This window comes from Methyloceanibacter sp. (genome assembly GCF_050726195.1).
GTDB lineage: Bacteria > Pseudomonadota > Alphaproteobacteria > Rhizobiales > Methyloligellaceae > Methyloceanibacter.
In genome coordinates, this window is sequence record NZ_JBOHJC010000010.1 from 1 (window position 1) to 25,868 (window position 25,868).

At 65.1% G+C, this 25,868-nt stretch carries 24 protein-coding genes and 1 pseudogene; 13 read left to right on the forward strand and 12 right to left on the reverse strand.

Going from position 1 to position 25,868, the window contains the following annotated elements; all coding sequences use genetic code 11:
• Together ACRECX_RS08465 and ACRECX_RS08470 are read right to left on the reverse strand one after the other, a co-directional pair.
• Positions 1–1,245 (reverse strand): hypothetical protein (locus tag ACRECX_RS08465; protein ID WP_431558395.1); only part of this gene is annotated, 1,245 nt, incomplete at its 3' end.
• Positions 1,246–1,521: 276 nt separating this feature from the next.
• Positions 1,522–1,959, reverse strand: coding sequence for a hypothetical protein (locus ACRECX_RS08470; RefSeq protein ID WP_431558396.1), 438 nt, complete (start codon positions 1,957–1,959; stop codon positions 1,522–1,524).
• 343 nt (positions 1,960–2,302) lie between these two features.
• Here ACRECX_RS08470 and ACRECX_RS08475 point away from each other — a divergent pair, with 343 nt between their 5' ends.
• The 4 genes from ACRECX_RS08475 to ACRECX_RS08490 all read left to right on the forward strand — a co-directional run bounded on the left by ACRECX_RS08475 (position 2,303) and on the right by ACRECX_RS08490 (position 6,359).
• Positions 2,303–2,587: a hypothetical protein gene (locus tag ACRECX_RS08475; RefSeq protein ID WP_431558397.1), complete on the forward strand. Its 285-nt coding sequence runs from the start codon at positions 2,303–2,305 to the stop codon at positions 2,585–2,587.
• A 221-nt stretch (positions 2,588–2,808) separates the two neighbouring features.
• On the forward strand, positions 2,809–5,091 hold the full coding sequence (locus ACRECX_RS08480) for a transglycosylase domain-containing protein (protein ID WP_431558398.1): 2,283 nt from the start codon (positions 2,809–2,811) through the stop codon (positions 5,089–5,091).
• A gap of 42 nt (positions 5,092–5,133) precedes the next feature.
• Positions 5,134–5,805 carry a DUF1214 domain-containing protein gene (locus tag ACRECX_RS08485; RefSeq protein ID WP_431558399.1) on the forward strand — a complete coding sequence of 224 codons (672 nt, stop codon included), beginning with the start codon at positions 5,134–5,136 and terminating at the stop codon, positions 5,803–5,805.
• On the forward strand, positions 5,796–6,359 hold the full coding sequence (locus ACRECX_RS08490; RefSeq protein WP_431558400.1) for a DUF1254 domain-containing protein: 564 nt from the start codon (positions 5,796–5,798) through the stop codon (positions 6,357–6,359). Before ACRECX_RS08485 ends, ACRECX_RS08490 begins: the two co-directional genes overlap by 10 nt.
• Here the strand turns inward: ACRECX_RS08490 and ACRECX_RS08495 are convergent.
• From ACRECX_RS08495 to ACRECX_RS08510, 4 genes are all read right to left on the reverse strand, one after another.
• Positions 6,356–6,553, reverse strand: a complete 198-nt coding sequence (locus ACRECX_RS08495; RefSeq protein WP_431558401.1) for a hypothetical protein — start codon at positions 6,551–6,553, stop codon at positions 6,356–6,358. The genes ACRECX_RS08490 and ACRECX_RS08495 overlap by 4 nt on opposite strands.
• 82 nt (positions 6,554–6,635) lie before the next feature.
• Complete coding sequence (locus tag ACRECX_RS08500; RefSeq protein WP_431558402.1) at positions 6,636–6,983, reverse strand: DUF1491 family protein; 348 nt, start codon at positions 6,981–6,983, stop codon at positions 6,636–6,638.
• A gap of 23 nt (positions 6,984–7,006) precedes the next feature.
• Positions 7,007–7,702 (reverse strand): peptidoglycan-binding domain-containing protein, encoded by a 696-nt coding sequence (locus ACRECX_RS08505; RefSeq protein ID WP_431558403.1) that lies wholly within the window; start codon positions 7,700–7,702, stop codon positions 7,007–7,009.
• A 115-nt stretch (positions 7,703–7,817) separates the two neighbouring features.
• Positions 7,818–9,617, reverse strand: a complete 1,800-nt coding sequence (locus tag ACRECX_RS08510; protein ID WP_431558404.1) for a PAS domain-containing sensor histidine kinase — start codon at positions 9,615–9,617, stop codon at positions 7,818–7,820.
• Positions 9,618–9,935: 318 nt separating this feature from the next.
• Here ACRECX_RS08510 and ACRECX_RS08515 point away from each other — a divergent pair, with 318 nt between their 5' ends.
• Both ACRECX_RS08515 and ACRECX_RS08520 read left to right on the forward strand, forming a co-directional pair.
• A complete protein-coding gene (locus ACRECX_RS08515; RefSeq protein ID WP_431558405.1) occupies positions 9,936–10,343 on the forward strand; it encodes a DUF5330 domain-containing protein in 408 nt (135 codons plus the stop codon).
• A gap of 220 nt (positions 10,344–10,563) precedes the next feature.
• A complete protein-coding gene (locus ACRECX_RS08520; RefSeq protein WP_431558406.1) occupies positions 10,564–11,019 on the forward strand; it encodes a SufE family protein in 456 nt (151 codons plus the stop codon).
• A 7-nt stretch (positions 11,020–11,026) separates the two neighbouring features.
• On the opposite strand, the gene ACRECX_RS08525 is transcribed toward ACRECX_RS08520, so the two are convergent.
• Entirely contained in the window at positions 11,027–11,884 is an 858-nt protein-coding gene (locus ACRECX_RS08525) for a DUF6456 domain-containing protein (protein WP_431558407.1), read from the reverse strand.
• Positions 11,885–12,091: 207 nt separating this feature from the next.
• Between ACRECX_RS08525 and ACRECX_RS08530 the strand changes: the two genes are divergently transcribed.
• Complete coding sequence (locus tag ACRECX_RS08530) at positions 12,092–12,415, forward strand: DUF6477 family protein (protein WP_431558520.1); 324 nt, start codon at positions 12,092–12,094, stop codon at positions 12,413–12,415.
• Here ACRECX_RS08530 and ACRECX_RS08535 read toward each other — a convergent pair.
• Both ACRECX_RS08535 and ACRECX_RS08540 read right to left on the reverse strand, forming a co-directional pair.
• Positions 12,345–12,896: a PAS domain-containing protein gene (locus ACRECX_RS08535; protein ID WP_431558408.1), complete on the reverse strand. Its 552-nt coding sequence runs from the start codon at positions 12,894–12,896 to the stop codon at positions 12,345–12,347. The genes ACRECX_RS08530 and ACRECX_RS08535 overlap by 71 nt on opposite strands.
• 167 nt (positions 12,897–13,063) lie before the next feature.
• Positions 13,064–13,471, reverse strand: coding sequence for a MucR family transcriptional regulator (locus ACRECX_RS08540; RefSeq protein ID WP_431558409.1), 408 nt, complete (start codon positions 13,469–13,471; stop codon positions 13,064–13,066).
• Positions 13,472–13,950: 479 nt separating this feature from the next.
• On the opposite strand from ACRECX_RS08540, the gene msrB reads away from it, so the two are divergent.
• The 4 genes from msrB (at position 13,951) to ACRECX_RS08560 (ending at position 18,071) form a co-directional block, all read left to right on the forward strand.
• Complete coding sequence (gene msrB / locus ACRECX_RS08545; RefSeq protein WP_431558410.1) at positions 13,951–14,376, forward strand: peptide-methionine (R)-S-oxide reductase MsrB; 426 nt, start codon at positions 13,951–13,953, stop codon at positions 14,374–14,376.
• 26 nt (positions 14,377–14,402) lie between these two features.
• Complete coding sequence (locus tag ACRECX_RS08550) at positions 14,403–16,502, forward strand: S9 family peptidase (protein ID WP_431558411.1); 2,100 nt, start codon at positions 14,403–14,405, stop codon at positions 16,500–16,502.
• A gap of 115 nt (positions 16,503–16,617) precedes the next feature.
• A complete protein-coding gene (locus tag ACRECX_RS08555) occupies positions 16,618–17,172 on the forward strand; it encodes an isochorismatase family protein (RefSeq protein ID WP_431558412.1) in 555 nt (184 codons plus the stop codon).
• Positions 17,173–17,465: 293 nt separating this feature from the next.
• Positions 17,466–18,071: a superoxide dismutase gene (locus ACRECX_RS08560; RefSeq protein WP_431558413.1), complete on the forward strand. Its 606-nt coding sequence runs from the start codon at positions 17,466–17,468 to the stop codon at positions 18,069–18,071.
• A 63-nt stretch (positions 18,072–18,134) separates the two neighbouring features.
• On the opposite strand, the gene ACRECX_RS08565 is transcribed toward ACRECX_RS08560, so the two are convergent.
• From ACRECX_RS08565 to ACRECX_RS08575, 3 genes and pseudogenes are all read right to left on the reverse strand, one after another.
• On the reverse strand, positions 18,135–19,811 hold the full coding sequence (locus tag ACRECX_RS08565; protein ID WP_431558414.1) for an ABC-F family ATP-binding cassette domain-containing protein: 1,677 nt from the start codon (positions 19,809–19,811) through the stop codon (positions 18,135–18,137).
• Between the two features lie 73 nt (positions 19,812–19,884).
• Positions 19,885–20,004, reverse strand: a pseudogene (locus ACRECX_RS08570) (hypothetical protein); the annotation flags it as partial.
• Between the two features lie 42 nt (positions 20,005–20,046).
• Entirely contained in the window at positions 20,047–21,519 is a 1,473-nt protein-coding gene (locus ACRECX_RS08575) for a helicase HerA-like domain-containing protein (protein WP_431558521.1), read from the reverse strand.
• Between the two features lie 255 nt (positions 21,520–21,774).
• Between ACRECX_RS08575 and ACRECX_RS08580 the strand changes: the two genes are divergently transcribed.
• Both ACRECX_RS08580 and scpA read left to right on the forward strand, forming a co-directional pair.
• Entirely contained in the window at positions 21,775–23,628 is a 1,854-nt protein-coding gene (locus ACRECX_RS08580) for a methylmalonyl-CoA mutase family protein (protein ID WP_431558415.1), read from the forward strand.
• Between the two features lie 26 nt (positions 23,629–23,654).
• Complete coding sequence (gene scpA / locus ACRECX_RS08585) at positions 23,655–25,811, forward strand: methylmalonyl-CoA mutase (RefSeq protein WP_431558416.1); 2,157 nt, start codon at positions 23,655–23,657, stop codon at positions 25,809–25,811.
• Positions 25,812–25,868: the final 57 nt, after the last annotated feature.

Here is a 25,868-nt window from a genome sequence, read left to right on the forward strand (position 1 = left end):
GCCGTAACCCCCATCGCCGGCCCTGCCGTCGCCGGAGCCGCCGCCGCCGCCGAAATCGCCGCCGTCGCCCGACCGGGCATTGGCATCGTCCTCGGCCCCGCCGCCGCCGCCGAAATAGCCGCCATTGCCGCCAGTGGAGTTGGTGTCGTCTGTTGCATCCGCGCCGGCGCCGCCGCCGCCGCCGCCGAAGCCGCCACGACCGCCGCTGACTTCGGTATCCGTTAGGTTGTCGCCGCCCCCGCCGCCGCCGCCGAAGAACCCGCCATTGCCGGCAAGGGCATCTCCGCCGGCGCCGCCGCCGCCGCCGCCGTCATTGCCATCGCCGCCGCTCTCGGAATCGCCGCCGCCGCCGCCGCCGCCGCCGAACGCAGGTGCGTTCTGACCGTCGTCGTTGACCATGCCACCGTCGCCGCCCTCATTGCCGCCGCCGGCCCCACCGCTATCGTCTATAGTGCTCGCATCGTCGCCGTTCGCGGTGAGACCGCCACCGCCGCCACCACCGACAGCACCGTCGCCACCGTTGCCGTTGAGGCCGCCGCCGCCGCCGCCGCCGCCGTCATCGCTGCCATTGCCGCCGCTTCCCGCAAAGCCGCCGCCGCCGCCGCCGCCAAGGCTGCCGGCATTGCCGCCGGTGCCGAGGAAGCCGCCGCCGCCGCCACCACCGCCGCCGCTATCGCCAATGCCGCCAGCTCCAAGCGCGCCGCCGCCACCGCCGCCGCCCTCGGTGGCGCCGCTCGCACCGCCGTCGCCATAAAGGCCGCCGCCGCCAGATACATCATCGGCGCCGGCATCGCCGCCGAGACCGCCGCCGCCGCGGCCGAGATCGGTCGTGGCGGCATTGCCGCCGGTCGCGCTGTTGTCCGCAAAGTTGAAGACATTGAGGACGACCGTCGCGTTCTGGTCGACGAACAGGCCGCCGCCCGCGCCCAAGCCGCCGCCCGCGCCCGTTCCGCCGATACCGGCGCCGTTCTCGATGATGAGATTGTTGATGGCGACTGTCGGGCCTCCCGCCGTGGTCGGCGAGGAGGAAGAGACGAAGAAGGGGCGGAACTGGCCGGCGCCGTCGATGGTGTGGCCGTTGCCATTCACCGTCAGCGTGAAGCCATCATCGAGGATCACCGGCGCGACTGGTGCGCTCATGACGAAGGAGCCGGTGATGTTGATGGTATGGTCGGAGGCGCGGTCGAGCGCCATCTCGCGCATGGCGTCGAAGAACGACGCCTGGTCGTTGACGGTGAAAATCACGGCACATCCTCTTTCAGGCCCAGCCGGCTCGCGCACGCGCAGGGGATCGGAAGTCAGACAAGGACAGAGGAGAGTTGGGAGGCGGAGGAGACCGCCCTATGACGGAAACGCTCCGCTAACGCCTCATGATCGCAATTCTAGCGGGAAGCCGGCGGCTGGCGAGTGGAATCATCGGCCTTCACGACGAATTGCCATTAACGTGAAGAGCCGTCGCTTGCGAATATTTACAGTCCAAGCCAATGGCTTAGTTCCCGCCCCAGACTGGTCCCGTAGCTGCTACTCGGCCTTCGGCGCGTCGCCCGCGCCGCCCGACTGCGCATCGCCGCCGGATTGCGCGTCGCCGCCCGACTGCGCGGCGGCCCCGCCCTTCGGCTTGCACGGGACGCCAACGGCGAAGCACTTCGAGTAGAGTCCTTGCACAACGCAGCTCACGCCGGCCTGGTAGGCGGTCCCCCATGCCGCCTCGGCATAGACCGCCTTCGCCTTGTCGAGCCAAGCATCGCGCGCGTCCTGCTCGGAGGCGTCGCGCGAGCTCAGGAAGCCGGGCCCGCTTCCCGTCACCGGCTCCGCGGCGCATTCCATGTTGGCCGGCGGGCCTTGCGGCGGCATGGCGGGATCGGCGGGCGGCTCTGCGGCGCGCGACGATACGGTGGCCGCGGCAGCGACGAGTGCTGCGGCGAGGAGCGAGCGGCGGAGCGCGGCGGAGTTCGGCATAGGCAAAGGTCCCTCCCCGGGATGACGATGTTGACCCTCCTGTCGCCCGCAGTCTTAGCACGAAGTGGGCGTCGGCTTAAAACGCCGGCCGCATGGGATGCGCGGGTCCGCCGCTTCGGTCGGCGGGCCGGTCCTTGATGCCGCTTCGGATTGCGGCGACACTGGGAGGCGTCAGCAGGATGCCGGTAGCCGGCTCTTCACTTTTCGGCCTTAGCTTCGACACCAGGTCGAAGGAAAGTCGGCGACCTTAAGGGAGAGCGCGGCCGCGCGAGGAAAAAGCCCTCCCGTCTCAGTTGAGGGTGGCTGGGATGGCGGCTGCAAGATGAGACGGGGCGGACTGGTCATGTCGCGGGTTTGCTTGGCACTGTTCGCCGCTTGCCTGCTCGGCTTGCCGCTTGCCGCGTGTAGTCGCCCCGATCCGCCCGAGGTCGACTTCACCCCCAGCCGGGCGGCGAAAGAGACCAACGATGCGCAGGCCGCGCTCAAGGCGGCCCAGGAGGCTTGCACGGAGGAAGCGCGGCGCAAGGGCATCTCCTCGGTGACGCGGCTTCTCCTCCTGCGCGGCAAGGTGTCCAAGTCCGACTATGTGGAATGCATGCGGGTCAAGGGCTACGACGAGACCGAGTAGGCCCCCTCCCCCGTTTGGTTAGCGCTTGCTTAACCGCGTTGCGCCACCGTTGGCGCACACCCTCCGGCCCCGGGGCCAAGCCTGTGTGTTGCGGCGGCGGAACCCCGCAGAATCTCTATAAAACGCCTCAATCAGGGTGTACGTTCTGCCCAGGCTGGCCCGTTCGGACGGCCGGATTTGGCGTGCCTGGTCGCCGGCATGCAGGAAGAGGTCGGGGTTAAGTGCGGGATTTTCTTCAAGGTAATCACCGCGGGAAGCTGATCGATTGGCTGAAGATCGATTCCTGGATCGATTCCGGCCTCTATGCCGCTTGGATCGGATTCCGCGACTGGTGGAGCGCCTATTCGTCGTTTTTCGGCAAGTTCGAGGTCAAGGGCTTCGTCCGCGCCTGCAACGAGTTGGCCTGCGAAACCTTGACCCTCAGCGTCGCCGGCTTTCTCATCGTCCTATCCTTCGCCCTCCCCGCGTTCGAGATCGCCCAGGGCAAGATCAACCTTTCCGACGAGTACAGCGTCACCTTCCTCGATCGCTATGGCAACGAGATCGGCAAGCGCGGCCTCTTGCGCGACGACTCCGTGCCCCTCGATGAAATCCCGGATCACATGATCAAGGCGACGCTCGCCACCGAGGACCGACGGTTCTTCGACCATTTCGGCATTGACGTCATGGGAACGTTCCGCGCTCTCGCCGAGAACGCGAAGGCCGACCAGGTGGTGCAGGGCGGCAGCTCCATCACCCAACAGCTCGCCAAGAACATGTTCCTATCGCCGGAGCGGGCGCTTGCGAGAAAAATCAAAGAGGCGTTCATCGCCATCTATCTCGAGAACCACTACACCAAACCCGAGCTTCTCAAGCTGTACTTCGACCGCGCCTATCTTGGCGGTGGCTCCTACGGCGTCGAGGCTGCTGCTCATTACTATTTCGGCAAGTCGATCCGCGAAGTGACCCTGGCCGAGTCGGCGATGCTGGCCGGCATGTTCAAGGCGCCGACGCGCTACGCGCCGCACATCAACCTTGCCGCCTCCCGCGCGCGCGCCAACGAAGTGCTGACCAACATGGTCGAGGCCGGTTATCTGAGCGAAGGCCAGGTGTACGGCGCCCGGCTGAACCCCGCCCGCATCGTCGAGCGCGGCGACTCCAAGACGCCTGACTACTTTCTCGATTGGGCGTTCGAGGAAGTGCAGCGGATCATGTCCGGCAAGCCCGACCACATTCTCGTCGCCCGCACGACGGTGGATCTCGGTCTGCAAAAGGCGGGAGAGGAAGCGCTCGAGGACACCGTCAACAAGTATGGCCGCTCACGCAATTTCGACAATGGCGCCTTGGTTTCCATGGAAACCGACGGCGCGGTGCGCGCCATGGTCGGCGGCAAGGACTACGGCGAGAGCCAATTCAATCGCGCCGCGCATGCCTACCGGCAGCCCGGTTCGTCCTTCAAGTCGTACGTCTACCTCACCGCCCTCCAGAACGGCTTCACCCCGAACTCTGTGGTAAGCGACGGCTACGTGAGCTGCGGCCGCTGGTCGCCGAAGAACTATTCGGGCGGCTTCAGGGGGCGCATGACGCTTCGGATGGCGCTCGCGAAGTCCATTAACACCATCGCCGTGAAGCTGTCGCTTCAGGCGGGTCGCGAGAAGGTGCTCGCCGACTTGGATAAGATGGGCATCAAGCATCTGAAGAAAACTTGCTCGCTCGCGCTTGGCGACAACGGCATGACGCCGCTTGAGCACACGGGCGGCTATGCCGTGTTTGCCGCGGGCGGTCTCGAGGTGCGTCCCTATGCTATCGAGGAAATTCGGACCCTCCCGGGCGAACTGATCTATAACCACGACCGCGACGAGCCGAAGCGCAAGCAGATCTTCGACCGCAAGGTGATTGAGCAGCTGAATTCGATGCTGCAAGCCGTCGTGACCGAAGGCACTGGCAGAAGGTCACAGCTCGACTACACCAACTCTGCCGGCAAGACCGGAACGAGCACGGCCTATCGCGACGCTTGGTTCTTGGGTTTCACCGGCCAGTACGTAACCGGCGTTTGGCTTGGAAACGACGACTTCACGCCCATGGCACGAGTCACCGGCGGCAGCTATCCAGCCGAGACCTGGAAGGTCTATATGGACCGGGCCCACGATACGGACAACATCCCGCAGATCCCCGGTGTCGAACTCCATCCTGTACAGGTGGCGGAGCAGGCAAGGCTTGCCGCCGTCATGGCGCAGAGCGCGACGGCCGAGTTGCCCACGCCGCCCACGCCAGAAAGCGTCAAAGACATGTCGACGGCCACGCGCCAGGCCCTGGAGAAGCTCAGCGGTCTCTTGAAGGAGGCCCGCCCGCTTAAGGCGAGCGACGAACCGCGTCCCGGCCGCGCTGCGGCACCGCCCGCGCCAGGGCAACCGAGCCTCGCCTCGGCAACCAACGCCGACGGACAGCCTAGTCCGGGGCAGCCTGCCGAAATAGAGACGACGATATCCGCAGGGCGAGAGACCGGCACCGGCGTTCCCCAGTAGCCGATCGCAACCTTCGACCTGCAAGCGAAAGACGATGCCCGCTTGACCAGCGTTCTACCAAGCCCGCCCTTAACGATGGCCCCGTCGCGTACCAGCCTGTGGCGCGAAGAAGGCGGCACGTCCATGCGGGCGCTGGGCTATTTCATCGGCACCTTCGCCGTCGCCCTCATCCTCGGCATCGGGTCTGCTTGGTACATGATTGAGCGCGGCTCGCCGCTGACGACCGTCAAAGCAGGGCCTTGGCAAAGTTGGCTCAGCGAGGGCAATCCCAACGCCGATCCATATACGCGGGCGCATCTTGCCCGTAGCGGCAGGCTTCCCCTCACCTCCACGGTGGCGCGCTACTTTGTGGCCTATTCGGACGATCGTGGCCGTGCCCTTCACTCGGCCTGCGAATACTCGCTCGTTGGCGCTCCCCTCAATGCCCGATGGTGGTCGCTCGCGGTCTATGACGAATATGGCTCGCTCATCGCTAACCCCGCCGAACGCTACAGCTTCAACAGCGAGGAGGCGATCCGTCGCGCCGACGGAAGCTTTCATATCAATCTTGGACGCAGGGCCCGGCCGGAAAACTGGCTGCCGACCGGAACCGGTGCGGACCGTAACCTCGTGCTGGTCTTGCGTGTCTATGGCGCCCGCGACACCGATATAAGCGGCATAGGACAGATTCCTTCGGATCGTCTACCAAAAGTCGAGCGTATCCAATGCGAGTAAGACTCCCAGGACTGTACATCGCGCTGGGCCTCGTGCTCGCGGGACTGATCCACGTGGTGGCCGTGCTCACCCTACCAATGCTTGCCCCAAGGGACGCCCACGCGAGGCTCGCCGCGCTCGGTCCTGCCAACACGATGATCCAACTGCCGGCGTCAGCTCCCGGCCGCCAGGTCATGCCGATGATGGCGCCCGACGTCCGCTACGCGGTTTGCCGCTACGATCTTTCCAACGGTCCGGTGCGCCTCCGAGCGCGCATCGCCGACGGGCTCTGGCTGATCGCCTTCTACACGCCGCTGGGAGAGAACTTCTACGCGGTGGTCGGCGCCGACCTGAGGAAGCCTGACGTCGATTTGATCATCGCCACGACGGACCAGGACGTCGCGGAAGTGGGAGTCGATGCTCCGGAGGCATTCGACAATGTCGTGGTCGTGAGTTCCCCAGTCGTCGAGGGTATCGCGCTGATCCGCGCGCCGCTTGCGGGACCGAGCCGCAGCGCCGAAGCCGAACGGGCGCTCAAGGACACCTATTGCGGCCCGCACAAGGGTTCGAGCTAGTTCTTACGTGCGCGATTTCTTCCTTGTGCGCGACGTCCGCCTCCTGGCCGTCGATCCTGCCTGTCCGGCGTGTCGCCCGACGCTCTGCGCTCGATGCGCACGCCGGGAAAGATGATGATTTCGCCAAGCGAGCCCTCGGGGGGCTTGGTGCGCGCCGCTTCCTCGCTTCGGCGGAATTCCAGGATAGTCGCCATTGTCGGTCTCCAAGACGGCGTGTGCGTCCTCGCGCAAATTAAGCGCCAGGTAAGGTTAACGAACTCCTAACCAAGCGCGAGCTCACCCCTCCACTGCGTCCTCCCCGAGAAAATGACGCCCCGCTCGATCTTCGATCTCGATAATCCAGAGATCGGGATCGAATTCCCGCTGCCGCGCGAGATATGTGCGAGCTTCAGCCGAACCGACCGGCCCCACTCCAAGACAGCGCACCCACCGCCGCTCAGTTTCACCTCCCACAAAACCGGCCGGCGCCGGCCCGTAGAGACTGACCGTCCCGTCCAGCAGGTCGACGCAAATGAAGATCGCGCCGGCGGCCGCATCGCCGCGGCGCACGATCACCGCCGGGACGGCCTCGGCTTGGCAACGGCGGAGGTAGGCCAGGACCCAAATCTCGCTCTTCACGCGCATGGGCCATGAGCCTAGCCCGAAACTCAAGGATGCGCGGCCGTATTGCTGAGGTCGCGCCCGGTTACCACGAGAACCTCATCCAGAAGCTCTGGCGTGACCCGGCCCGTTTCGGCGATGTTGCGGTCGCGCTGAAACGCGCTGATCGCGCGCGCCGTGTTCCCCCCAAGCGTGCCATCGACCGGTCCTGGGGCGTAACCGAGATCGGCCAGAACCCGCTGAACCTGCTTCACCGTATCCTCAGCCGCGGCATTCGCGGCGATGCTGTCCGATGCGGTGAGGGACCCCGTGGCGGCGGAGGTCTCGACACTGTCGCCGAGCAAAATTTCGCGCAGCAGCTCGTCGCTCGGCATGCCGGTCACGGCCAGGCCTTCCTTGCTCTGATAGTCCGAGATCGCGGCGCGTGTCTTGTCACTCAATGTCCCGTCTACTTGTCCGACGTCGTAACCGCGAACCGCGAGCTCGCGTTGCACGGCCCTGACCACAAGCAGCGATTCGCCCGCCCCGGGGTCCAGTGGCGGCAAGTCGGTGCTGACCGGCACCGAGTCATGCGGCGCAACGTCGAGAGTGGCTTCCGGCTCACCTGAGGTCTTGTTTACGGTCGTCGTTGCGTTGGGCGCGCCGCGCGTACCGTGCTCCTGAAGATAGAGCGCGTTGTATATGATCGTCCCCGTGAGGCCGAAAAATGCCAGGAATAGGAGTCGCGCGGTGACTACGCCCATTGTTTGCAAGTATCGTTGAGAGGCCCCGATTGAGGAGCGTCCTGCTCCTCCGACAGCATTCTCGCCCCCGAAGTTAAAGAGATGCTAAACGCACTCATGGCTCCGAAGGACCACGTCATGCGGCGGACACCGCAGGCGCATGCAGCGGCGCCTCGACCGATTCGAGCGAAGTGTCGAGTGGAAGCACGATGCTCGCAGTCGTCCCCTCGCCGAGCCTACTCTTGAGCTCGAGGCTGCCGCCATGGAGGCGCGCCAGCCCCTTCACGACCGACAGCCCAAGCCCGGCCCCTTCATGACTCCTGTTGTAGGAACTATTTGCCTGCACGAAAGGATTGCCGAGCTTTGCCAGATCAGCATCGGCGATGCCGATACCGTTGTCGGCGACGGCGAGCACGACATTCCCCTTCTCGACCCGCGCGGAAACCCGCACCCATCCACCGGGCTCGGTGAACTTGATCGCGTTGGCGATCACGTTGAGCAGCATCTGCTTGCAGGCGCGCTTGTCGGCAGGAAGCTCGGGGATGCCGGGCGCAATATCGACTTTCAAAGTAAGAGACTTCTGCTCGGCGGTGTGCCTCATGATGTCGCAGCAGGACGTAACCAGCGAAGCCACGTTGAACGGCTCCTTCACGATCTTGAACTTGCCGGCCTCGATCTTCGACATGTCGAGAATGTCGTTGACGACGTTGAGCAGGTGCTCGCCGCTTTCATGGATAAGCCGCGCGTAATCGCGGTAGCGCGCTTCGCCGAGTGCGCCAAATAGTTCGCGGTTCAAGATTTCCGAGAAACCGATGACGGCATTGAGCGGCGTACGAAGCTCGTGGCTCATGCTGGCGAGAAATTGCGTTTTGGCCCGGCTTGCGCTTTCCGCTTCGTCGCGCGCTCTGAGCAGCTCGGCCTCTTGCGCCTTACGATCGGAAATATCGCGCGTCACCGCGACGATGCCGGGCTGATCGAGCTTGGCGCCATCCGCCGGCCGCATCGGCCTGCACCGCATCTCGACCCACGTATAGCGTGCCGGCTCGGCCCCGCCCGCCCTGCGTACTCTGAATTCCACCGCCATCGCTTCGTTGTTCGCCTGGCAGCGCGACAAAGCCGTGAGATAGGCCGGCCGGTCGGCCACGTGAACCCGCTCGAAGAGACCGTCGCCGAGGACTTTCTGCACGGACTCGCCGAGGAGCTGTTGCGCGGCAAGGGAGGCGAAGACCACTCTGCCCTTGTCGTCATGGCGCGTGATCATGTCGGTCGCGTTCTCGGCGAGTAGCCGGTAGCGTTCCTCGCCGGCGCGGACATCGCTCTCCGACCCTGCGTGCACCATCTGCACCATCACGGCCAAGCCCGCCGCATAGGCCGTCGCGGTGGCAGCGCCGACAAGTGCGAACTCCTGCGGCGGCAGCGGCAGGCCGTGCGCGTCCGGAACAAGGCCGAGAAGTCCCAGGGCCGCGAGGATGGCGAGCCCAAGACCCGCCGCGCCCGCCGACCACAAGACGATGCGCCGGTCGGTGGCGAGCGCCGCCTCGAGCGGCACCACCACCATCCACGGAATGAGCCCCGACCCGAGCCCTCCAGTCAGCCAGGAACAATAAGTGATGAGGCCGGCGAGGTTCGCCGCCGAAATCAGATGCGCGGCGCCGAATCGACCCGTCCTCGACAAGAAGACGGCGATGGCGATCGGCGTCAGCAGCCAGAGAAAGGCAAAGGCTCCGAGGATTGATGGTTTTCCGCCGACCACGAGGGAGATGGGAAACACGCACAGCGCGAGCAGACCGCCGAGGAGCCGCGACGCGATGAACGACTGGTGGCGCGCAACGGTCAGCGCGTCAAGCCGCGCAGAATCATGCACCAGCGAGCGGAAATACGCGCCAAGCCCGCGCCAACTCTCACGACCGAACACACGCATCTCGGAGCGGGCCAAGCGCCGCTTCGTCCCCGATTGTCTTGAGCCAGGGATTATTGGCAGCCGCGCTTAAGGAAAGCATAAAGCGCGCCCGCACCTTACGCGCCCGCTCACCCACGCGCCGCGGCCGGCGAACAATGGCCGCTCGGCGGGGAGCACCAGGCAAAGTTCATTAACCATCACATCCCCCGAATTGGATGAAATTTTCGACTCAAGTTTTATCGATTGCAGTGAAAGTCCCTTATTTCCTTTGCGTTATATTGCGTCCATCTGCAGGGGAATGCAGGGAACGACATGCGGCGCCAAAAGCCGCAGTTAACAGGAAGGGGCGAAGGGATGATGTTTCTGATCAGGACGGCCTTTTGGCTGATGATCCTTGTGTTGCTGTTGCCGACCGACGAGGAGCAGCAGAACCAGATTTACGGCACCGCCCAGGCAGCGTTCAACGACGTGGCGAGCTTCTGCGACCGCAATCCGCAGACCTGCGCCACGGGCCAAGAGGTCTTCGCGGTGTTTGTGCAGAAGACGCAATACGGCGCGGAGTTGGTCATGACCATGGTCGAGGAGCACACGGCTTCGACCGGCAATGGCGTGCCCGGCCCGGTGGCGATGCCCGGCGGGGGCGGCGTGATGCCGGTTCCGGCGGCGGCGCCGCTCGCGCCCACGACCTGGGACGAGACCAACTCTCAGGACACGTTGAGCCCCGATGACCGCGAGGCGGCCTGGGGCGGCCCTGACGTCTAGACCTAGCCGGCGACGGCCTTCCAGCCGTAACGCAACGCAATTTCTGAGCCGGCCGCACGGCGCGGCCTGAGCACGATGAGCCATTGGCAGCCCCCCGCCTGCCAACGGGGCGCGCGAGCCGGGACGGTTTTAAGCCCTTTCCCTCCCGACTTGCGCGCCCTCCCCTTTTTTTGCGTAAGGCTGGGTCGCGGCTGCCGCTATTGGTCTCTATATTGAGCCTATGGACAGTTTCACCGACACACGCCCGGCCGGCTTCGACGAAATCGTGGCCGACTTCGAGCTGCTCGACGACTGGGAGGATCGCTACCGCTATGTCATCGAGCTCGGCCGCAAGCTCGCGCCCCTTCCCGACGCGGAGCGGAACCCCGCCAACAAGGTGCAGGGCTGCGTCAGCCAGGTCTGGCTCTCGACCACGGTCGACCCCGACAGCGGGGCCCCTCGCCTCACCTTCATCGGCGACAGCGACGCCCATATCGTGCGCGGCCTGATCGCCATTCTTTTCGCCATCTATGTCGGCAAGACCGCCGACGAGATCTTGGCGATCGACGCCGCCAAGACCTTGGGCGCGCTCAATCTCAACGAGCACCTCACGCCGCAGCGCTCGAACGGCCTCATGGCCATGGTAAAGCGCATCCGGAGTGACGCCGAGAGCGCCAAGACGGGCACTCTGCACTGAGCATCTCTTACTCCTCCCCCCACGCATCGAGGCTCGGACGGTAGTCCGCTTCGCCCCAATGGCGCATGCGGCGTCTGGCCGTGCCGGGACCGTCCCCGGCGATCAGCCCGAAGTGCTTGGCGAGCCGGGTCAGCGCGATCTGCAACACGACCTTGCCGGCCCGTTGCGGCCAGCCATTCGCCTTCTCCGCCTCCTCGAGACCCTTCAGCTCGCAACAGATGCCGACGAGGATGCCTGAGAGCTCCGGCCCGACCGCCATCAGCGCGCGCATGACCCGCTCCTTGGCGGCAAGGACCTCGTCGCGCAGCGCCGCCGCGTTCGACGGCGCGCCGCGCCGCGACCGCTCCGACGCGGCAGGCGCCGCCCAGTTCGACGTCACGCGCGGGCTCAAATGGGCGAACCAGTAGTCGGCGCGCAAGCGCTCGCCGGCTTCGTACTGCGCCTCCGAGATCAGTGGGCGGCCGTTGCGGTCCTTCCGGCTCTTGAGCCAGCCGAGCGGACTCTCCGCCTCGTTGACCGTCACGGGGCGGCGCGCGCCGCCGATCTCGCGCATCGCCCGCGAGCGGAGCTGGTGCTGTTCGCGGAACGGATCGTCCCCGCTCAAGCTGCGCCGCAGATGCGACCGGCCTGCGTCTGACAGCACGAGGCGTTCTTCCTGCCATTGGATCAAATCCGCCGCGAGGCAGGCCTCGATCGCGCGGCGCGCCACCGCCTTGCCACCACCCTCTCCCGGCGAACTCTCGTCGTTGAGCCGGAAGCCGCCGTCTTCCGTCTTGCCGATAGAGGCACCCTGCGCGAGCCGGTGCAGCAATCGCCGAAGCTCGGCGGCCTGCGCCGCGGAGACCGGAATCCGGGCCCCGCTCATTGCCGCCTCCCGCCGCGCTCTTCCCTTACCCTCGTTGCGCTTTTTGCCTGCATCGCCGCACTCCTTGGTTGCTAGGAATCTAATCCTAGCATAGTCTAAGCAAGAACGGCGAGGTCAAAGGAGGCAAACATGTCAGGAGAACGCCGCGGCCGCCGGCCGGCAAGCACGAGCGAAAAACCCGGGAGCGCGGCCCGCTTGTTCGGGCCCATGGTGCGGGCCGGATCGCAAGCCTATGTCAGGCCGCGCGATCTGCCTCGGCTGCTCGCGCTATGGCCGCATGAGATCGAGGACGAGACGGAGCTAGGCGGGCTCCGCCTCCTGGCGAAGCTCCGCCGCGCGCTCCGCGCCGAGCGCCGCCGCGCCATCGCCGGTCATTGGAGCTACGACCTCAACCGGCATCTGGGGCTGCTCAGCGCCTACAGGGGCGAGCTTGCACGGCTTCGCTTGGGCGAAGCGGCCCTCAGCCGAATTGCACCCGCCGCGACTGCGTGCGCGCCGAAGGCCGGGAGCGGGAATAAGGGTAGAGGGTGAACTCGGCGGAGAGGTGATCGGTGCCGCTCGGGCCCGCGACGTCGTGGCAGAGGATCCTGTCCACTTGGCCGCCGTCCTCCGACAACGGCAGCCTCAGCCAGAACAGGACCACGTGGTCGCGGCCTTCGGCCGGACCGCGCACAACGCCGTGCGCTGGCACGCGCTCCCTCGCCACGCGGCCATGGATGCGGCGCCAATAGGCAGCGCAGTCTCCTGAGAACACCTCACCGATGCGCTTGCCGGTGATCTCCTGGCCGTAGATGTCACGAAGCCGCGTGCCGGCGAGCCTGAACAGGCCCTGGTCGACACCGTCCCTGAGGTCGATCAGTCCGAGATGGGGGAGCAGCCGCGGAACTTTTAGCGGGTCGAGGTCCGAGCGGGCGGGCATCGGCCGGTGCCCGGCCGATTGCAGCCAATAATCGAAGAGTTCGCGCTGTCCTTGCGTGACCAATTGGGCCCGAAAGGCTCGTCCGGACAGCATGTCAGTCCCCCCTTGCCGCGAGCCCTGCCGGTCTCGCGAATCGCTGCCAACGCCTCGACTATGTGGAGTTCGCCCGTCACATGCAAGCGACGCGAACCAAATTCACTAGGAGTCACAAAGGCTTGTGGTGAGACTCAAAGACTGGCACTCGATCTTGGGAAGCGCCTTTACCTACGTCTTTGCCCGAGCCCCATGCGCTTGGCGAGATCTGAACGCGCCGCCGCGTAGTTCGGCGCCACCATTGGGTAATCGTGGGGCAATCCCCACTTCTCCCGGTATTCCTCGGGCGACAGGTCGTAATGCGTCCGTAGGTGCCGCTTCAACGACTTGAACTTCTTCCCGTCCTCGAGGCAGACAATGTACTCCGGCGTGACCGACTTCTTCACTGGCACCGCAGGCTTCAACTCTTCCTTGGCGGGCATCCCAGATGCGCTGGAGGCTCTGCTCAAGGCGTCGAACACATTGTGGATCACGCCAGGCAGGTCGGTCGCGACAACCGTGTTGTTGCTGACATAGGCCGAGACGATCTCAGCAGTCAGTTCGACGAGTTCGTTCTTCTCCAGATTCGCGTCCATGAATTGGCTCCTTGATCCTGCCCAATTCCCGTTCCGCACCAAGCAAGCCACGAATGTGTGGCAGCTTGCACAACGACCGGGCCCACGGGACTTTGACCCACTATATTACGCCGTTTTTATGACGATGAACCACAATGTTCCGCAACTACAAAATGTACGGCACGCAAGCATGTTCAGCTGATTTGCTCTGTATAACACGCTTTGACGAAACCGCAACGCATCTCTTCTAACGAAAACTGTGAGCTAACCAGCCGAAACCCAACGCTGGCAGACTTTTTCACCGATACGCCCTCTTCCCTAGTTGGATTAGTTGAAAACCTCGAACTCTGGTCTGGTCCTCGGCGAAATTCTCAATCAAGCCTGCGTGACTCCGCCGCGAGACATCTTCGGCAGGTCCATTCCAATGCCTATATTCTGCCCCGACAAACGCAGATCGAAATGAAAGTGTTCCGCCGATGAGCAAAGTTGAGAAGAACGAGATGAAAGGTTCTGGCCCCCTCGCCACAACGGAGGCGGAGTGGCGCAAGAAGCTTTCGCCGGACCAGTATCACGTCACCCGTGAACATGGCACCGAGCGAGCCTTCAGCCATCCTTACTACGCCGAGAAACGCGGCGGGATGTATCGCTGCGTCTGTTGCGGCGCACCGCTCTTCAGCTCGGAGACCAAGTTCGACTCCGGCACCGGCTGGCCGAGCTTCACGGATGTCGCGGCTTCGGACACCGTGACGACCCACGAGGATAGTTCCTACGGCATGCGACGCATCGAGGTGCGGTGCGCCAAATGTGACGCCCATCTCGGCCACGTATTTCCCGACGGGCCCGGGTCGACGGGGTTGCGATACTGCATCAACGGGTGTGCGCTCGACCTTGACACGGATACGTCGAGCGGCAAGACCAGCGCGTAACCTGTCTGCCGCTGCAGTATCAAGGCATGAGCGAAAAGCTTTTCCGCGCGCGAGCGCCTCGCGCCGTTCGCCGATCCTCGACCACGCGCCATCACGGCATCGAGCGTGCGGACGACTACGCTTGGCTGCGCGCTGCCAATTGGCAGGCGGTGATGCGCGATCCCCCCGTGCTCGACCCCGATATCCGCGCGCATCTCGAAGCGGAGAACGCCTACACCAAGGCGGTGATGTCGGATACGGAGGCGCTGCAGGCGACGCTGTTCGCGGAGATGAAGGGGCGCATCAAGGAGGACGATGCCACTGTCCCCGCCCCTGATGGCGCCTTCGCCTACTACACGCGCTATGTGACCGGCGGGCAGCATCCCCTGTTCTGCCGCACACCCCGCGGTGGCGGCCATGAGCAGATCCTTGTCGACGGCAATGCGCTCGCCGCAGGCCACGCCTATTTCCGCATCGCCAATGTCGCTCACAGCCCCGACCACGACCTTGTCGCCTATGCCGTCGATACCAAGGGCTCGGAGTTCTACACCGTCAGCGTCATCGAGGCGGCGACCGGCAAATCGGTGGATGCCCGCATCGCCGACAACAACGGCAGCTTCGTCTGGGCGGCGGACGGCAGGACACTGCTTTATGTGTGGCTGGACGAAGAGCACCGCCCGCGCCGGCTTTTCACGCATGGCGTCGGCGCACAGGGCGCGGACCAACTCATCCACGAGCAGGCAGATCCAGGCTTTTTCCTTGGGCTCGGCACGACCCACGACAAGCGCTACCTCCTGCTCAGCGTGCATGACCATGAGACGGCGGAGATCAGCCTGATCGACGCAGCCGACCCGTCATCGCCGCCGCGCCTCGTCACGCCCCGCCAGGCAGAGCACGACTACTCGGTCGACCATCATGACGGCCGCCTCGTCATCCTCACCAACTCCGACGGTGCCGAGGATTACCGCATCGTCGAGGCATCGGTCGACGCGCCAGGCCGCGAGAACTGGCGCGAGATCGAGCCCCACCGCCCCGGCCGGCTGATCCTCGACGTTGTCGCCTACAAGGACTTCCTGGTGCGTCTCGAGCGCGAGGACGGGCTGCCGCGCATCGTCGTCCGCCGCTTCGCCGGCGGCGAGGAACATGACATCGCCTTCGCCGAGGAGGCGTATGCGCTCGGCATCTCGCCCGGCTATGAGTACGACACCGCGACCTTGCGCTTCACCTATTCGTCCATGACCACGCCCGCCCAGGTATTCGACTACGACATGGCCGCGCGCACCCGCGTCTTGCGCAAGACGCAAGAGGTGCCGAGCGGCCACGATCCGAGCGCCTATGTGACCCGCCGCATCATGGCGCCGGCCAAGGATGGCGAGACCGTGCCGGTGTCCCTGCTCTACCGCAAGGACTTGAAGCTCGACGGCACCGCGCCCCTCCTCCTCTACGGCTACGGCGCCTACGGCATGACCATCCCCGCCGGCTTCTCCACCAACGCGCTCAGCCTCGTCGACCGCGGTTTCGTCTACGCCATCGCCCATGTCCGCGGTGGCAAGGATAAGGGCTACCGCTGGTACAAGTGCGGAAAGCGCGACAAGAAGGTGAACACCTTCACCGACTTCATTGCCGCGGGGGAGCACCTCGTCCGCGCGCGCTTTACGGCGCGCGGCCGCATCGTGGCGCATGGCGGCAGCGCCGGCGGCATGCTGATGGGGGCCGTCGCCAACATGGCGCCCGATCTGTTTCTCGGCATCATCGCCGAGGTGCCGTTCGTCGACGTGCTGACCACCATGCTCGATGCGAGCCTGCCGCTGACCCCGCCCGAATGGCCCGAATGGGGCAATCCCATCGACAATGCCGAAGCCTACCGCACGATCGCGGCCTACTCGCCCTACGACAACGTGGGGGCGCAAGCCCACCCGCACATCCTTGCCCTTGCCGGCCTCACCGACCCGCGCGTCACCTACTGGGAGCCCGCCAAGTGGCTGGCGAAGCTCCGCGAACGCGACACCGGCGGCAATCTTCTCCTCCTGCGCACCAACATGGAGGCGGGTCATGCCGGCGCCTCCGGCCGCTTCGAGCGCCTGAAGGAGATCGCTCTCGCCTACGCCTTCGCGCTCAAGATCGCTGGCGTCAGTGAGACCGTCTAAGCGGGCAAATTCCCGTCACACCGGCAAATTTCTGAGTGGGTGGCCCTGGATTCCGGCTTGCGCCGGAATGACGAGTGGGGCAGCTAGTTGGGTCTATTAACTCGCTACAGCCGCCATGCTGCTATCTCACGACAAATCTCAGGTCCTCATCATTGACGTTCAGGACAAGCTCCTAAGCGCCATCTCCGGCAAGGACCGGGTGGTGGACCGTTGCGTGCGCCTCGTCATGGCGGCGCGCAAGCTCAGCATCCCCATCACCCTGTCCGAGCAATATCCGCAAGGGCTCGGGCCGACGGTCGATTCGATCCGCGATGCCTTCGCCAATGACGGTTTCGTCGCCGACAAGACCGAGTTCTCCTGCGTGCGGAACGGATTTCTGCGCGACCGGCTGCACGATTTGCGCCGTCAGGGCCGCTCCCAAGTGGTGATCGGCGGCATTGAGGCCCATGTCTGTGTGTTGCAGACGGCAATCGACCTGGAGTCCCAAGGCTTCGAAGCCTTCGTTGTCGCCGATGCGGTCGGCTCCCGTTCCAAGCTGAGCCGTAAGCTCGCCCTCTCCCGCCTGCAGAAGTCGAGCGTCGACGTGGTCGACAGCGAAATGGTCCTGTTCGAGTGGATGGAGCGCGCCGGTACGCCCGAGTTCAAGGAGCTCCAGGCGCTGATCAAGTAGCCCTTCCTGAACGGCGGCTGCAAATTCGGTTCATGCAGCGTTCAGGTGGGAAGCCGCACGGTCCTCAGCGTCAGATCCCTGTACTGATGTAGCGAACCTTCCTCGGCACCGGGCGCGGAGTTCAGGGGCTCCGCGCCCACCCTCTCCCCCAAAGTTAAATCCCGCATTGACAGAGACTTCACGCATTTTGTGCGTGAAGCCCGGCCCTGTTGTTGCGTCCCGTTCGGGGAACCTTTAGCTTTCGGCAGTCATTCCTACCTTACGACCCTACTCACATCCCCCGGAGGCCTGCCGTGGCATTCGAACTTCCACCCCTTCCCTACGATTACGAGGCGCTTCAGCCCTACATGTCGGCCGAGACCCTCCATTATCACCATGACAAGCACCACAAGGCGTATGTCGACAACCTCAACAAGCTGATCCAGGGCACCGAATTCGAGAAGCTCGGGCTTGAGGACATCGTCAAGAAAAGCTTCGGCAAGAATGCCGGCGTCTTCAACAACGCCGCGCAGGACTTCAATCACATCCAATTCTGGCCGTGGATGAAAAAGGGCGGCGGCGGCAAGAAAGTGCCGGGTTCGGTGCTCGCCATGATCGATCGCGACCTCGGCGGCTTCGACAAGTTTCGCGCCGACTTCATCGAGGCGGGCAAGACCCAGTTCGGCTCGGGCTGGTGCTGGCTGTCGCTGAAGGACGGCAAGCTCGAAATCACCAAGACGCCGAACGGCGAGAACCCGCTGGTGCACGGCGGCTGGCCGCTGCTCGGCTGCGACGTGTGGGAGCACTCCTATTACATCGACTATCGCAACGAGCGGCCGAAATATCTCGAGGCGTGGTTCGACAATCTCATCAACTGGGAGCATGTCGAAGAGATGTACGCCCAAGCGCCGAACAAGTAGCCGCGTTCGACACGAACGGATTGCTGACGGGCGGCTTCAAGGCCGCGCGTTTTGCGTTCGAGCCTAGACCTCGCTGACAGCCTGATCGGCGGCCTCGCTCGCTTCCAGCCAACGCGCCTCCGCGGCGGCAAGGTGGCGCTCGACCTCGCCGCGCTTCTTCATGAGGTCGCTGGCCGCCAAGCCGTCGGCAGGCTCTGCCAGCAGTGCGTCGATTTCGTCGCGTTTCTTCCAGAGCCGCTTCATCTCCGCCTCTGCTTGCACGGCCGCCTTGCGCAAAGTCTTGGTCCGCTCGCGGGCATCCGCCGCCAAGCGGCGCTCGTCCTTGCGGCTGACACGCTTGCCTGAGTCTTGGCCATTGCCGCCCTTGGAGGAACCCGCGCCCAGCACCTGGTTGCGATAGTCGTCGAGACTGCCGTCGAAATCTTTCGCCGTGCCGCCGTCGACCAGCACCAGCCGGTCGGCGATGAGCCCCAAGAGATGCCGGTCGTGGCTGACCACCACCACCGCGCCGCCGAACGCGGCGAGAGCCTGAACCAGGGCCTCGCGCGCGTCCACGTCGAGATGGTTTGTCGGCTCGTCGAGAATGAGAATATGCGGCGCGTCGCGTGTGATCAGCGCCAGCGACAGGCGAGCGCGCTCGCCGCCCGAGAGCTGACGTACGGCCACATGCGCCTTGTCGCCGGAGAAGCCGAAACGGCCGAGCTGCGCGCGCACCGCGCCCGGCTTGGCGTCGGTCAGCAGGCGCTCCATGTGCTGGAGCGGCGTGTCGTCAGGCACCAGTTCCTCGATCTGGTGCTGCGCGAAGTAGCCGACGCTCAACTTGCCGCTCGCCGCGATTTTCCCGTCCATCGCCGCTAGCTGGCCGGCAAGCAAGCGCGCCAAGGTGGTCTTGCCGTTGCCGTTGCGGCCAACGAGCGCGATACGGTCGTCCGGGTCGATTCGCAGGTTCAGCCACGACAGCACCGGCTTACTGGGCGTGTAACCGACGCTGGCATCCTCAAGCACGATGAGCGGCGGCTTGAGCTCCTTGGGGCTTGGGAAGTCGAACACGAGCGAGGCATCCTCGGCCGAAGCGGCGACCGGCTCCATGCGGGCCAGCATTTTCAGGCGGCTCTGCGCCTGCCGCGCCGTATGCGCCTTGTAGCGCCAGCGATCGACATAGGCTTGCAGCTTCTTGCGCCTGGCCTCCTGGTTCGCGCGCGCCGCCTCGGTTTGCACCTGGCGTTCGCGTAGCTGCCGCTCGAACTGATCGTAGTTCCCCGCATAAAGCGTGGTCTTGCCGCGTTCCACATGAAGGATGTGGTCGGCAACATTGTTCAGAAGATCGCGCTCGTGGCTCACGACGATCAGGCTGCCGCGATAGGTCTTGAGGAACGACTCGAGCCACAGCGCCGCTTCGAGGTCGAGATGGTTCGACGGCTCGTCGAGCAGCAAGAGGTCGGGCTCCGAGAACAGCAGGGCCGCAAGCGCGGCCCGCATGCGCCAGCCGCCGGAGAACGTGTCGAGCGATTCGTGCTGTGCCTCTTCCGTGAAGCCTAGACCGGCGAGAATGCGCGCCGCCCGCGCCGGCGCGCCGTGGGCGTCGATGGCATTGAGCCGCTCGTGGATGTCGGCGATGCGATGCGGGTCCGTGGCGTGCTCGGCCTCCGCCAGAAGCGCGGCACGCTCGGTTGCCGCGGCGAGCACCGTTTCGAACGGCGTGGCCTTTCCCCCCGGCCTCTTGCGCCAGATAGCCGACACTCCAGCCGGACGGCGCCTTGATCCCGCCGCCATCCGGCTCGTGGAGCCCGGCGATCAGCTTGAGCAAAGTCGACTTGCCGGCGCCGTTCCGGCCGACCAGACCCACATGCGCCCTCGGCGGCAGGAAGGCGGAGGCGCCATCCAGCACGAGGTGGCCGCCGAGGCGCAAGGAGATGGCGTCAAGCGTGAGCATGGGCGTCGTGATAGCACAGGTCGGCGCGGGGTTGCGCGCTGCCTAGCGCTTCCGCTGGATGCCGCCGAGCGCGCCGCGTTTGATGGAGTCCTCCAGAACGCGGGTCGCCATGGGCACGGCCGAGCGGACGATCGCCTTGCCGAGGCTGGTCCAGAAGCCGTCGCTGCGCGAGCTGCCGCCGGACTTCTTTCTTTCGGCCTTCTCCTCGACCTCCGCTGCTTGCGTTTCGGCGCGCTTCGCCGTCCGCTTTTGCAGGATTTCGTGCGCCGACTCGCGATCCTCAACCTCGTCGTATTCGCCGGCCACCGGGCTCGCTTTGATCACCGCCTTGCGCTCTGCCTCGGTGATCGGACCGACCCGTGCATTGGGTGGCTTGACGAAGGTATGCTCGACGATGGTGGGTTGCCCCTTCTGATCGAGCGTCGACACCAGCGCCTCGCCGATGCCAAGCTCCATGATCGCCTTTTGCGTGTCGATGTCGGGATTCTTGCGGAACGTCTCGGCCGCCGCCTTGACCGCCTTCTGCTCCGCAGGGGTAAAGGCTCGTAGCGCATGTTGCACCCGGTTGCCGAGCTGGCGCGACACGGTGTCTGGCACGTCGAGCGGATTCTGCGTCACGAAATAAACGCCCACCCCCTTGGAACGGATGAGGCGCACCACTTGCTCGACCTTCTCCAACAGCGCCTTCGGCGCGTCGCGGAACAGCAGATGTGCCTCGTCGAAGAAGAACACGAGCTTTGGCTTGTCGGGATCGCCCACCTCGGGCAACTCCTCGAACATCTCCGACAACAGGAACAGAAGGAAGGTCGCGTAGAGCCGCGGGCTTTCCATCAGCCTGTCGGCGGCGAGTACACTGATATAGCCGCGCCCGTCGCGCGCGACCCGCATCACATCGCTGACTTTCAGCGCCGGCTCGCCGAAAAAGTGCGCGCCGCCCTGCTGCTCCAAGACGAGCAGCGAGCGCTGGATCGAGCCAACCGAGGCTTTGGTGATGTTGCCGTATTTGGTGGTGAGCTGATCGGCGCGCGCTGCGAGGTCCTCGAGCAGCGACTGCAAGTCCTTGAGGTCGAGAAGCGGCAGCTTCTCATCGTCGGCGATCTTGAAAGCGATATTGAGCACGCCCTCTTGCGCTTCACTGAGGTCCATCAGCCGCGACAGGAGCAACGGGCCGAGCTCCGAGATGGTCGTGCGAATCGGATGACCCTGCTTGCCGAACAAATCCCAGAAGATGACGGGATAGGCCTTGAACTCGACCTCGTAGCCGATCAGCGCGGCCCGCTCCTCGATCCAGCCTTTGGCCTCGCCCTTCTCGGCCACGCCGGAGAGGTCGCCCTTCACATCGGCGCAGAACACCGGCACGCCCTGGTCTGAGAAGGCCTCGGCAATGCCTTGCAAGGTCACCGTCTTGCCGGTGCCGGTGGCGCCGGTGATTAGCCCGTGCCGGTTGGCGAGCCTGAGCAAAATGAACTCCGGCTTGTTGCTCTGGCCGAGATAGACGCTCGCCTCCGGGAGCAGCGCGCGATCCAGTTTGGCGACGCCTACGGCCGCATCGGCCGCAGCCTTTGTTTTTGCCGCGCTCGTCTTCGGTGCTGCCTTCTTCCGAGCCATGCCGCAATCTCCCCCTCGTTGCCTGCGGCACTTTAGCGGGTGGCGAGCCTGCCCGCCAAGGTGGCCTATGGCGCATGACACGTTCTCCGCTATCCCTCGCGGGTTTCTCGCGCCGCGGGCTTCGTGCTAGGGAGAGCGAGTGCAACTTAGGCGTTGATGGATATGGCTGAACTTCCCTTGGCCCGGGACTTTCCTGCTGCCGATGAGGCGGAATGGAAGGCGCTGGTAGAAGAGGCGCTGAAGGGCGCGCCGTTGGCGTCGCTCAGGTCCGAGACCTATGACGGCATCGTCATCGAGCCGCTCTACGCCCGCGCGCAGGAGGCGCGCGTCGTTCCCGGCCGCACGCCGGGCACGCCGTGGGCGGTGATGCAGCGCGTCGAGATCGCCGATCCCGCCGCCGCCAACGCGCAGATCCTCGAAGATCTGAACAACGGCGCCAACGGTTTCTCGCTCGTGTTCCAGGGCTCCATTGGCGATTATGGTTATGGCTTGCCGCCGTCGGAGGCGCTTCTCAAGGACGCGCTCAAAGACGTGCACCTCGAATGGGGTGTTCCCATCGAACTGCAGCTTGGTCCGCGCTGCAAGGACGCGGCGCTCATGCTCGCGAACCACGTGCAGCAGAGGGGCATCGCGCCAAGCGATGTGAACATCCGCTTCGGCTTCGACCCGATTGGCGTGCTCGCGGCCAACGGTTGGAACAACGTGATCTGGCCGGACATGTCGAATGTCTTGGCCGGCCTCGCCGGGGAATTGGTCGATCAGGGATTCACGGGCCCCATGGCCGCCGGCGACGGCAGACCGGTGCATGCCGCCGGCGGTTCCGAAGCGCAGGAACTGGCCTTCGCGCTCTCCGCCGCGCTCGCCTATGTCCGCGCGATGCACGAAGGCGGCATTCCGCTCGACGCCGCGCGGCGTCTCATCTTCTTCCGCCTTGCCGCGGACCAGAACCAGTTCCTCACCATCGCCAAGTTCCGCGCCATCCGAAAATTGTGGTCGCGCGTCGAGGAGGCCTGTGGGCTCACGCCGGAGCCGGCCTTCGTCGCCGCCGAAACGGCGTGGCGCATGATGACCAAACGCGATCCGCACGGGAACATCGTGCGGGGCACGATCGCAGCGCTTGCCGCCTCCGTCGGCGGCGCCAACGCCGTGACCGTGCTGCCGTTCAGCGCCGCCGTCGGACTCCCCGACGCTTTCGCCCGCCGCATTGCCCGCAACACACAGACGATCCTGTTGGAAGAGTCGAACCTCTATCGCGTCGCCGATCCGTCCGCGGGCTCCGGCGCCATCGAGTCACTGACCGATCAGCTCTGCCGGATGAGCTGGTGGTTCTTCCAGAAGATCGAGGGCTGGGGTGGTCCCGCCGAGGCGCTGCGCAGCGGACGAATCCAGCGCGCCGTGGCGCGGGTGCGGGCGGAGCGCGAGACGAAAATCGCTCATCGAATCGAGTCCCTGGTTGGCACGACTGACTTTCCCGATCTCGACGAAGCGGAAATCCCGGTACTTGACGCCTTCCCCTCGTGGGCGTGGGACAATCCCGGCGAGCGGATGGCGGAACCATTGCATCCCAGCCGTCTCGCCACGCCGTTCGAGGAGTGGCGCATGATAAGCAACCTCTATCTCGCCGGGCACGGCGACCGGCCGAAGATCTTCCTCGCCTGTCTCGGGCGTCCCGCCGACTTCAACGCGCGCGCGAGCTTCGCCAAGAGCCTGTTCGAGGCGGGCGGCATCGAGGCCATCGCGCCAGAGACCGCACAGTCCCGTGACGAAATGCTCAAGGCCTTCAAGGCGTCGGGCACTTTGTTCGCCTGCCTCTGCTCCTCCGACAAGGTTTATGACGCCGAGGGCGCCGATGCGGTAAAGGCGCTCGCCAAGGCGGGCGCGAAGCACATCTATGTCGCCGGCAAGCCGGGTGCCTCCGAAGAAGCGCTAAGGTCGGCCGGGGTGGAGGCTTTTGTGTCCACCGGCGCCAATGCGCACACGACGTTTTTCGTACTTTACGCGCATTTGGGGTATTAGGCGGGCACGACCCAAGAGGAACAACAGTGGCTGGGATTCCGAAATTCACCGAGATCGATTTCGAGGAGCCGCGCGAGCCGTTGCTGGCGACGGACGCGGCCCCCTGGGAGACGCCGGAAGGCATCGCGGTGAAGCCGGTCTACGGGCCAGACGACTTGCAGGGTCTCGACTTTCTCGATGGCATGCCGGGTATCCCGCCATATCTCCGCGGCCCCTACCCCACCATGTACGTGCAGCGGCCGTGGACCATCCGCCAATATTCCGGCTTCTCCACTGCGGAGGACTCCAACGCCTTTTACCGGCGCAACCTCGCCGCCGGCCAACAGGGCGTTTCCATCGCCTTCGATCTCGCCACCCATCGCGGCTACGACTCCGATCATCCGCGCGTCACCGGCGACGTCGGCATGGCCGGCGTCGCCATCGACTCCATCTACGACATGCGCACCCTGTTCGATCACATCCCGCTCGATCAGGTGTCCGTGTCGATGACCATGAACGGCGCGGTGCTGCCGGTGCTTGCGCTGTTCATTGTCGCCGGCGAGGAGCAGGGCGTGCCCCACGGCCAGCTCTCCGGCACGATCCAGAACGACATCCTCAAAGAGTTCATGGTGCGGAACACCTACATCTACCCGCCCGAGCCGTCGATGCGCATCGTCTCCGACATCATCGGCTACACCTCGCAGCACATGCCGAAGTTCAACTCGATCTCGATCTCCGGCTACCACATGCAGGAAGCAGGCGCGACGGCCGACCTCGAGCTCGCCTACACGCTCGCCGACGGCATCGAATATGTGCGCGCCGGCATTGCCGCCGGCCTCGACGTGGACGCCTTCGCGCCGCGGCTTTCCTTCTTCTGGGCCATCGGCATGAACTTCTTCATGGAGATCGCCAAGATGCGCGCGGCGCGGCTGCTGTGGGCGAAGCTCCTGATGGACGAATTCAAGCCCAAGGACCCGCGCTCGCTGGCGCTGCGCACCCACTGTCAGACGAGCGGCTGGAGCCTCGCCGCGCAAGACGTGTTCAACAACGTCGTGCGCACTTGCGTCGAGGCCATGGCAGCGACCCAAGGCCATACCCAGTCGCTGCACACCAACGCGCTCGACGAGGCGCTGGCGCTGCCCACGGATTTCTCCGCGCGCATCGCCCGCAACACCCAGCTGATGTTGCAGCTGGAGAGTGGCACCACAAGCATCATCGACCCATGGGGCGGCAGCTTCTACGTCGAGCGCCTCACCTACGACCTCGCCGCCCGCGCCATGAAGCACATCGAGGAGGTCGAGAAGTTCGGCGGCATGGCACGCGCCATCGAGGCCGGCATTCCGAAGCGCATGATCGAGCAGGCGGCGACGGCCACGCAAGGGCGCATCGACTCCGGGCGCCAAACCATCGTCGGCGTCAACAAGTACCGCACCGACAGCGACGCCGACATCGCCATCCTCAAGGTCGACAACCGCGCGGTGCGCCGCCAGCAGCTCGAGAAGCTCGCGCGGCTGAAGGCCGAGCGCGACGAAGCGGCGGTCGAGCGCGCCCTTGACGCCCTCACCGAAAGTGCCGAGACAGGCAGGGGAAATCTGCTCGAGGGCGCAGTCGCGGCCGCCCGCGCCAAGGCGACCGTCGGCGAGATTTCCTATGCCCTGGAAAAGGTTTACGGCCGCCACCGGGCCAACGTTTCGGCAATCACCGGGGTCTATAAGGCTGAGATGGGCGGCAAGGACGGAAATATGAGCCGGGTCAGCAAACTAATCGAGAGCTTTGAGACCGAGCACGGCCGCAGGCCCCGCATCCTGGTCGCCAAGATGGGCCAGGACGGCCATGACCGCGGCCAGAAGGTCATTGCTAGCGCCTTCGCCGATCTCGGTTTCGATGTCGATATCGGACCCTTGTTCCAGACCCCGGAAGAAGCCGCGCGCCAGGCGATCGAAAACGACGTGCATATTCTCGGCGTGTCGTCGCTGGCCGCCGGGCACCTGACCCTGGTGCCGGCGCTACGCGAGGCGCTCGAAGCCCTCGGCCGCGGCGACATCATGATTGTGGTCGGCGGCGTGATCCCTCCGCAGGATTATCCCGAGCTTTACGCGGCCGGCGCCAAGGCGATCTTCGGCCCCGGCACGCCGATCGCCGACGCCGCCATCGATATTCTCGGCAAGCTCGGCGTGAGCGGCGCCAAGGCCGCCGCGGAGTAGCGACGACCCGCACCCCCCACATCCCAACTTGCGCTTTGGTCGGTTTGCCCCTACCCG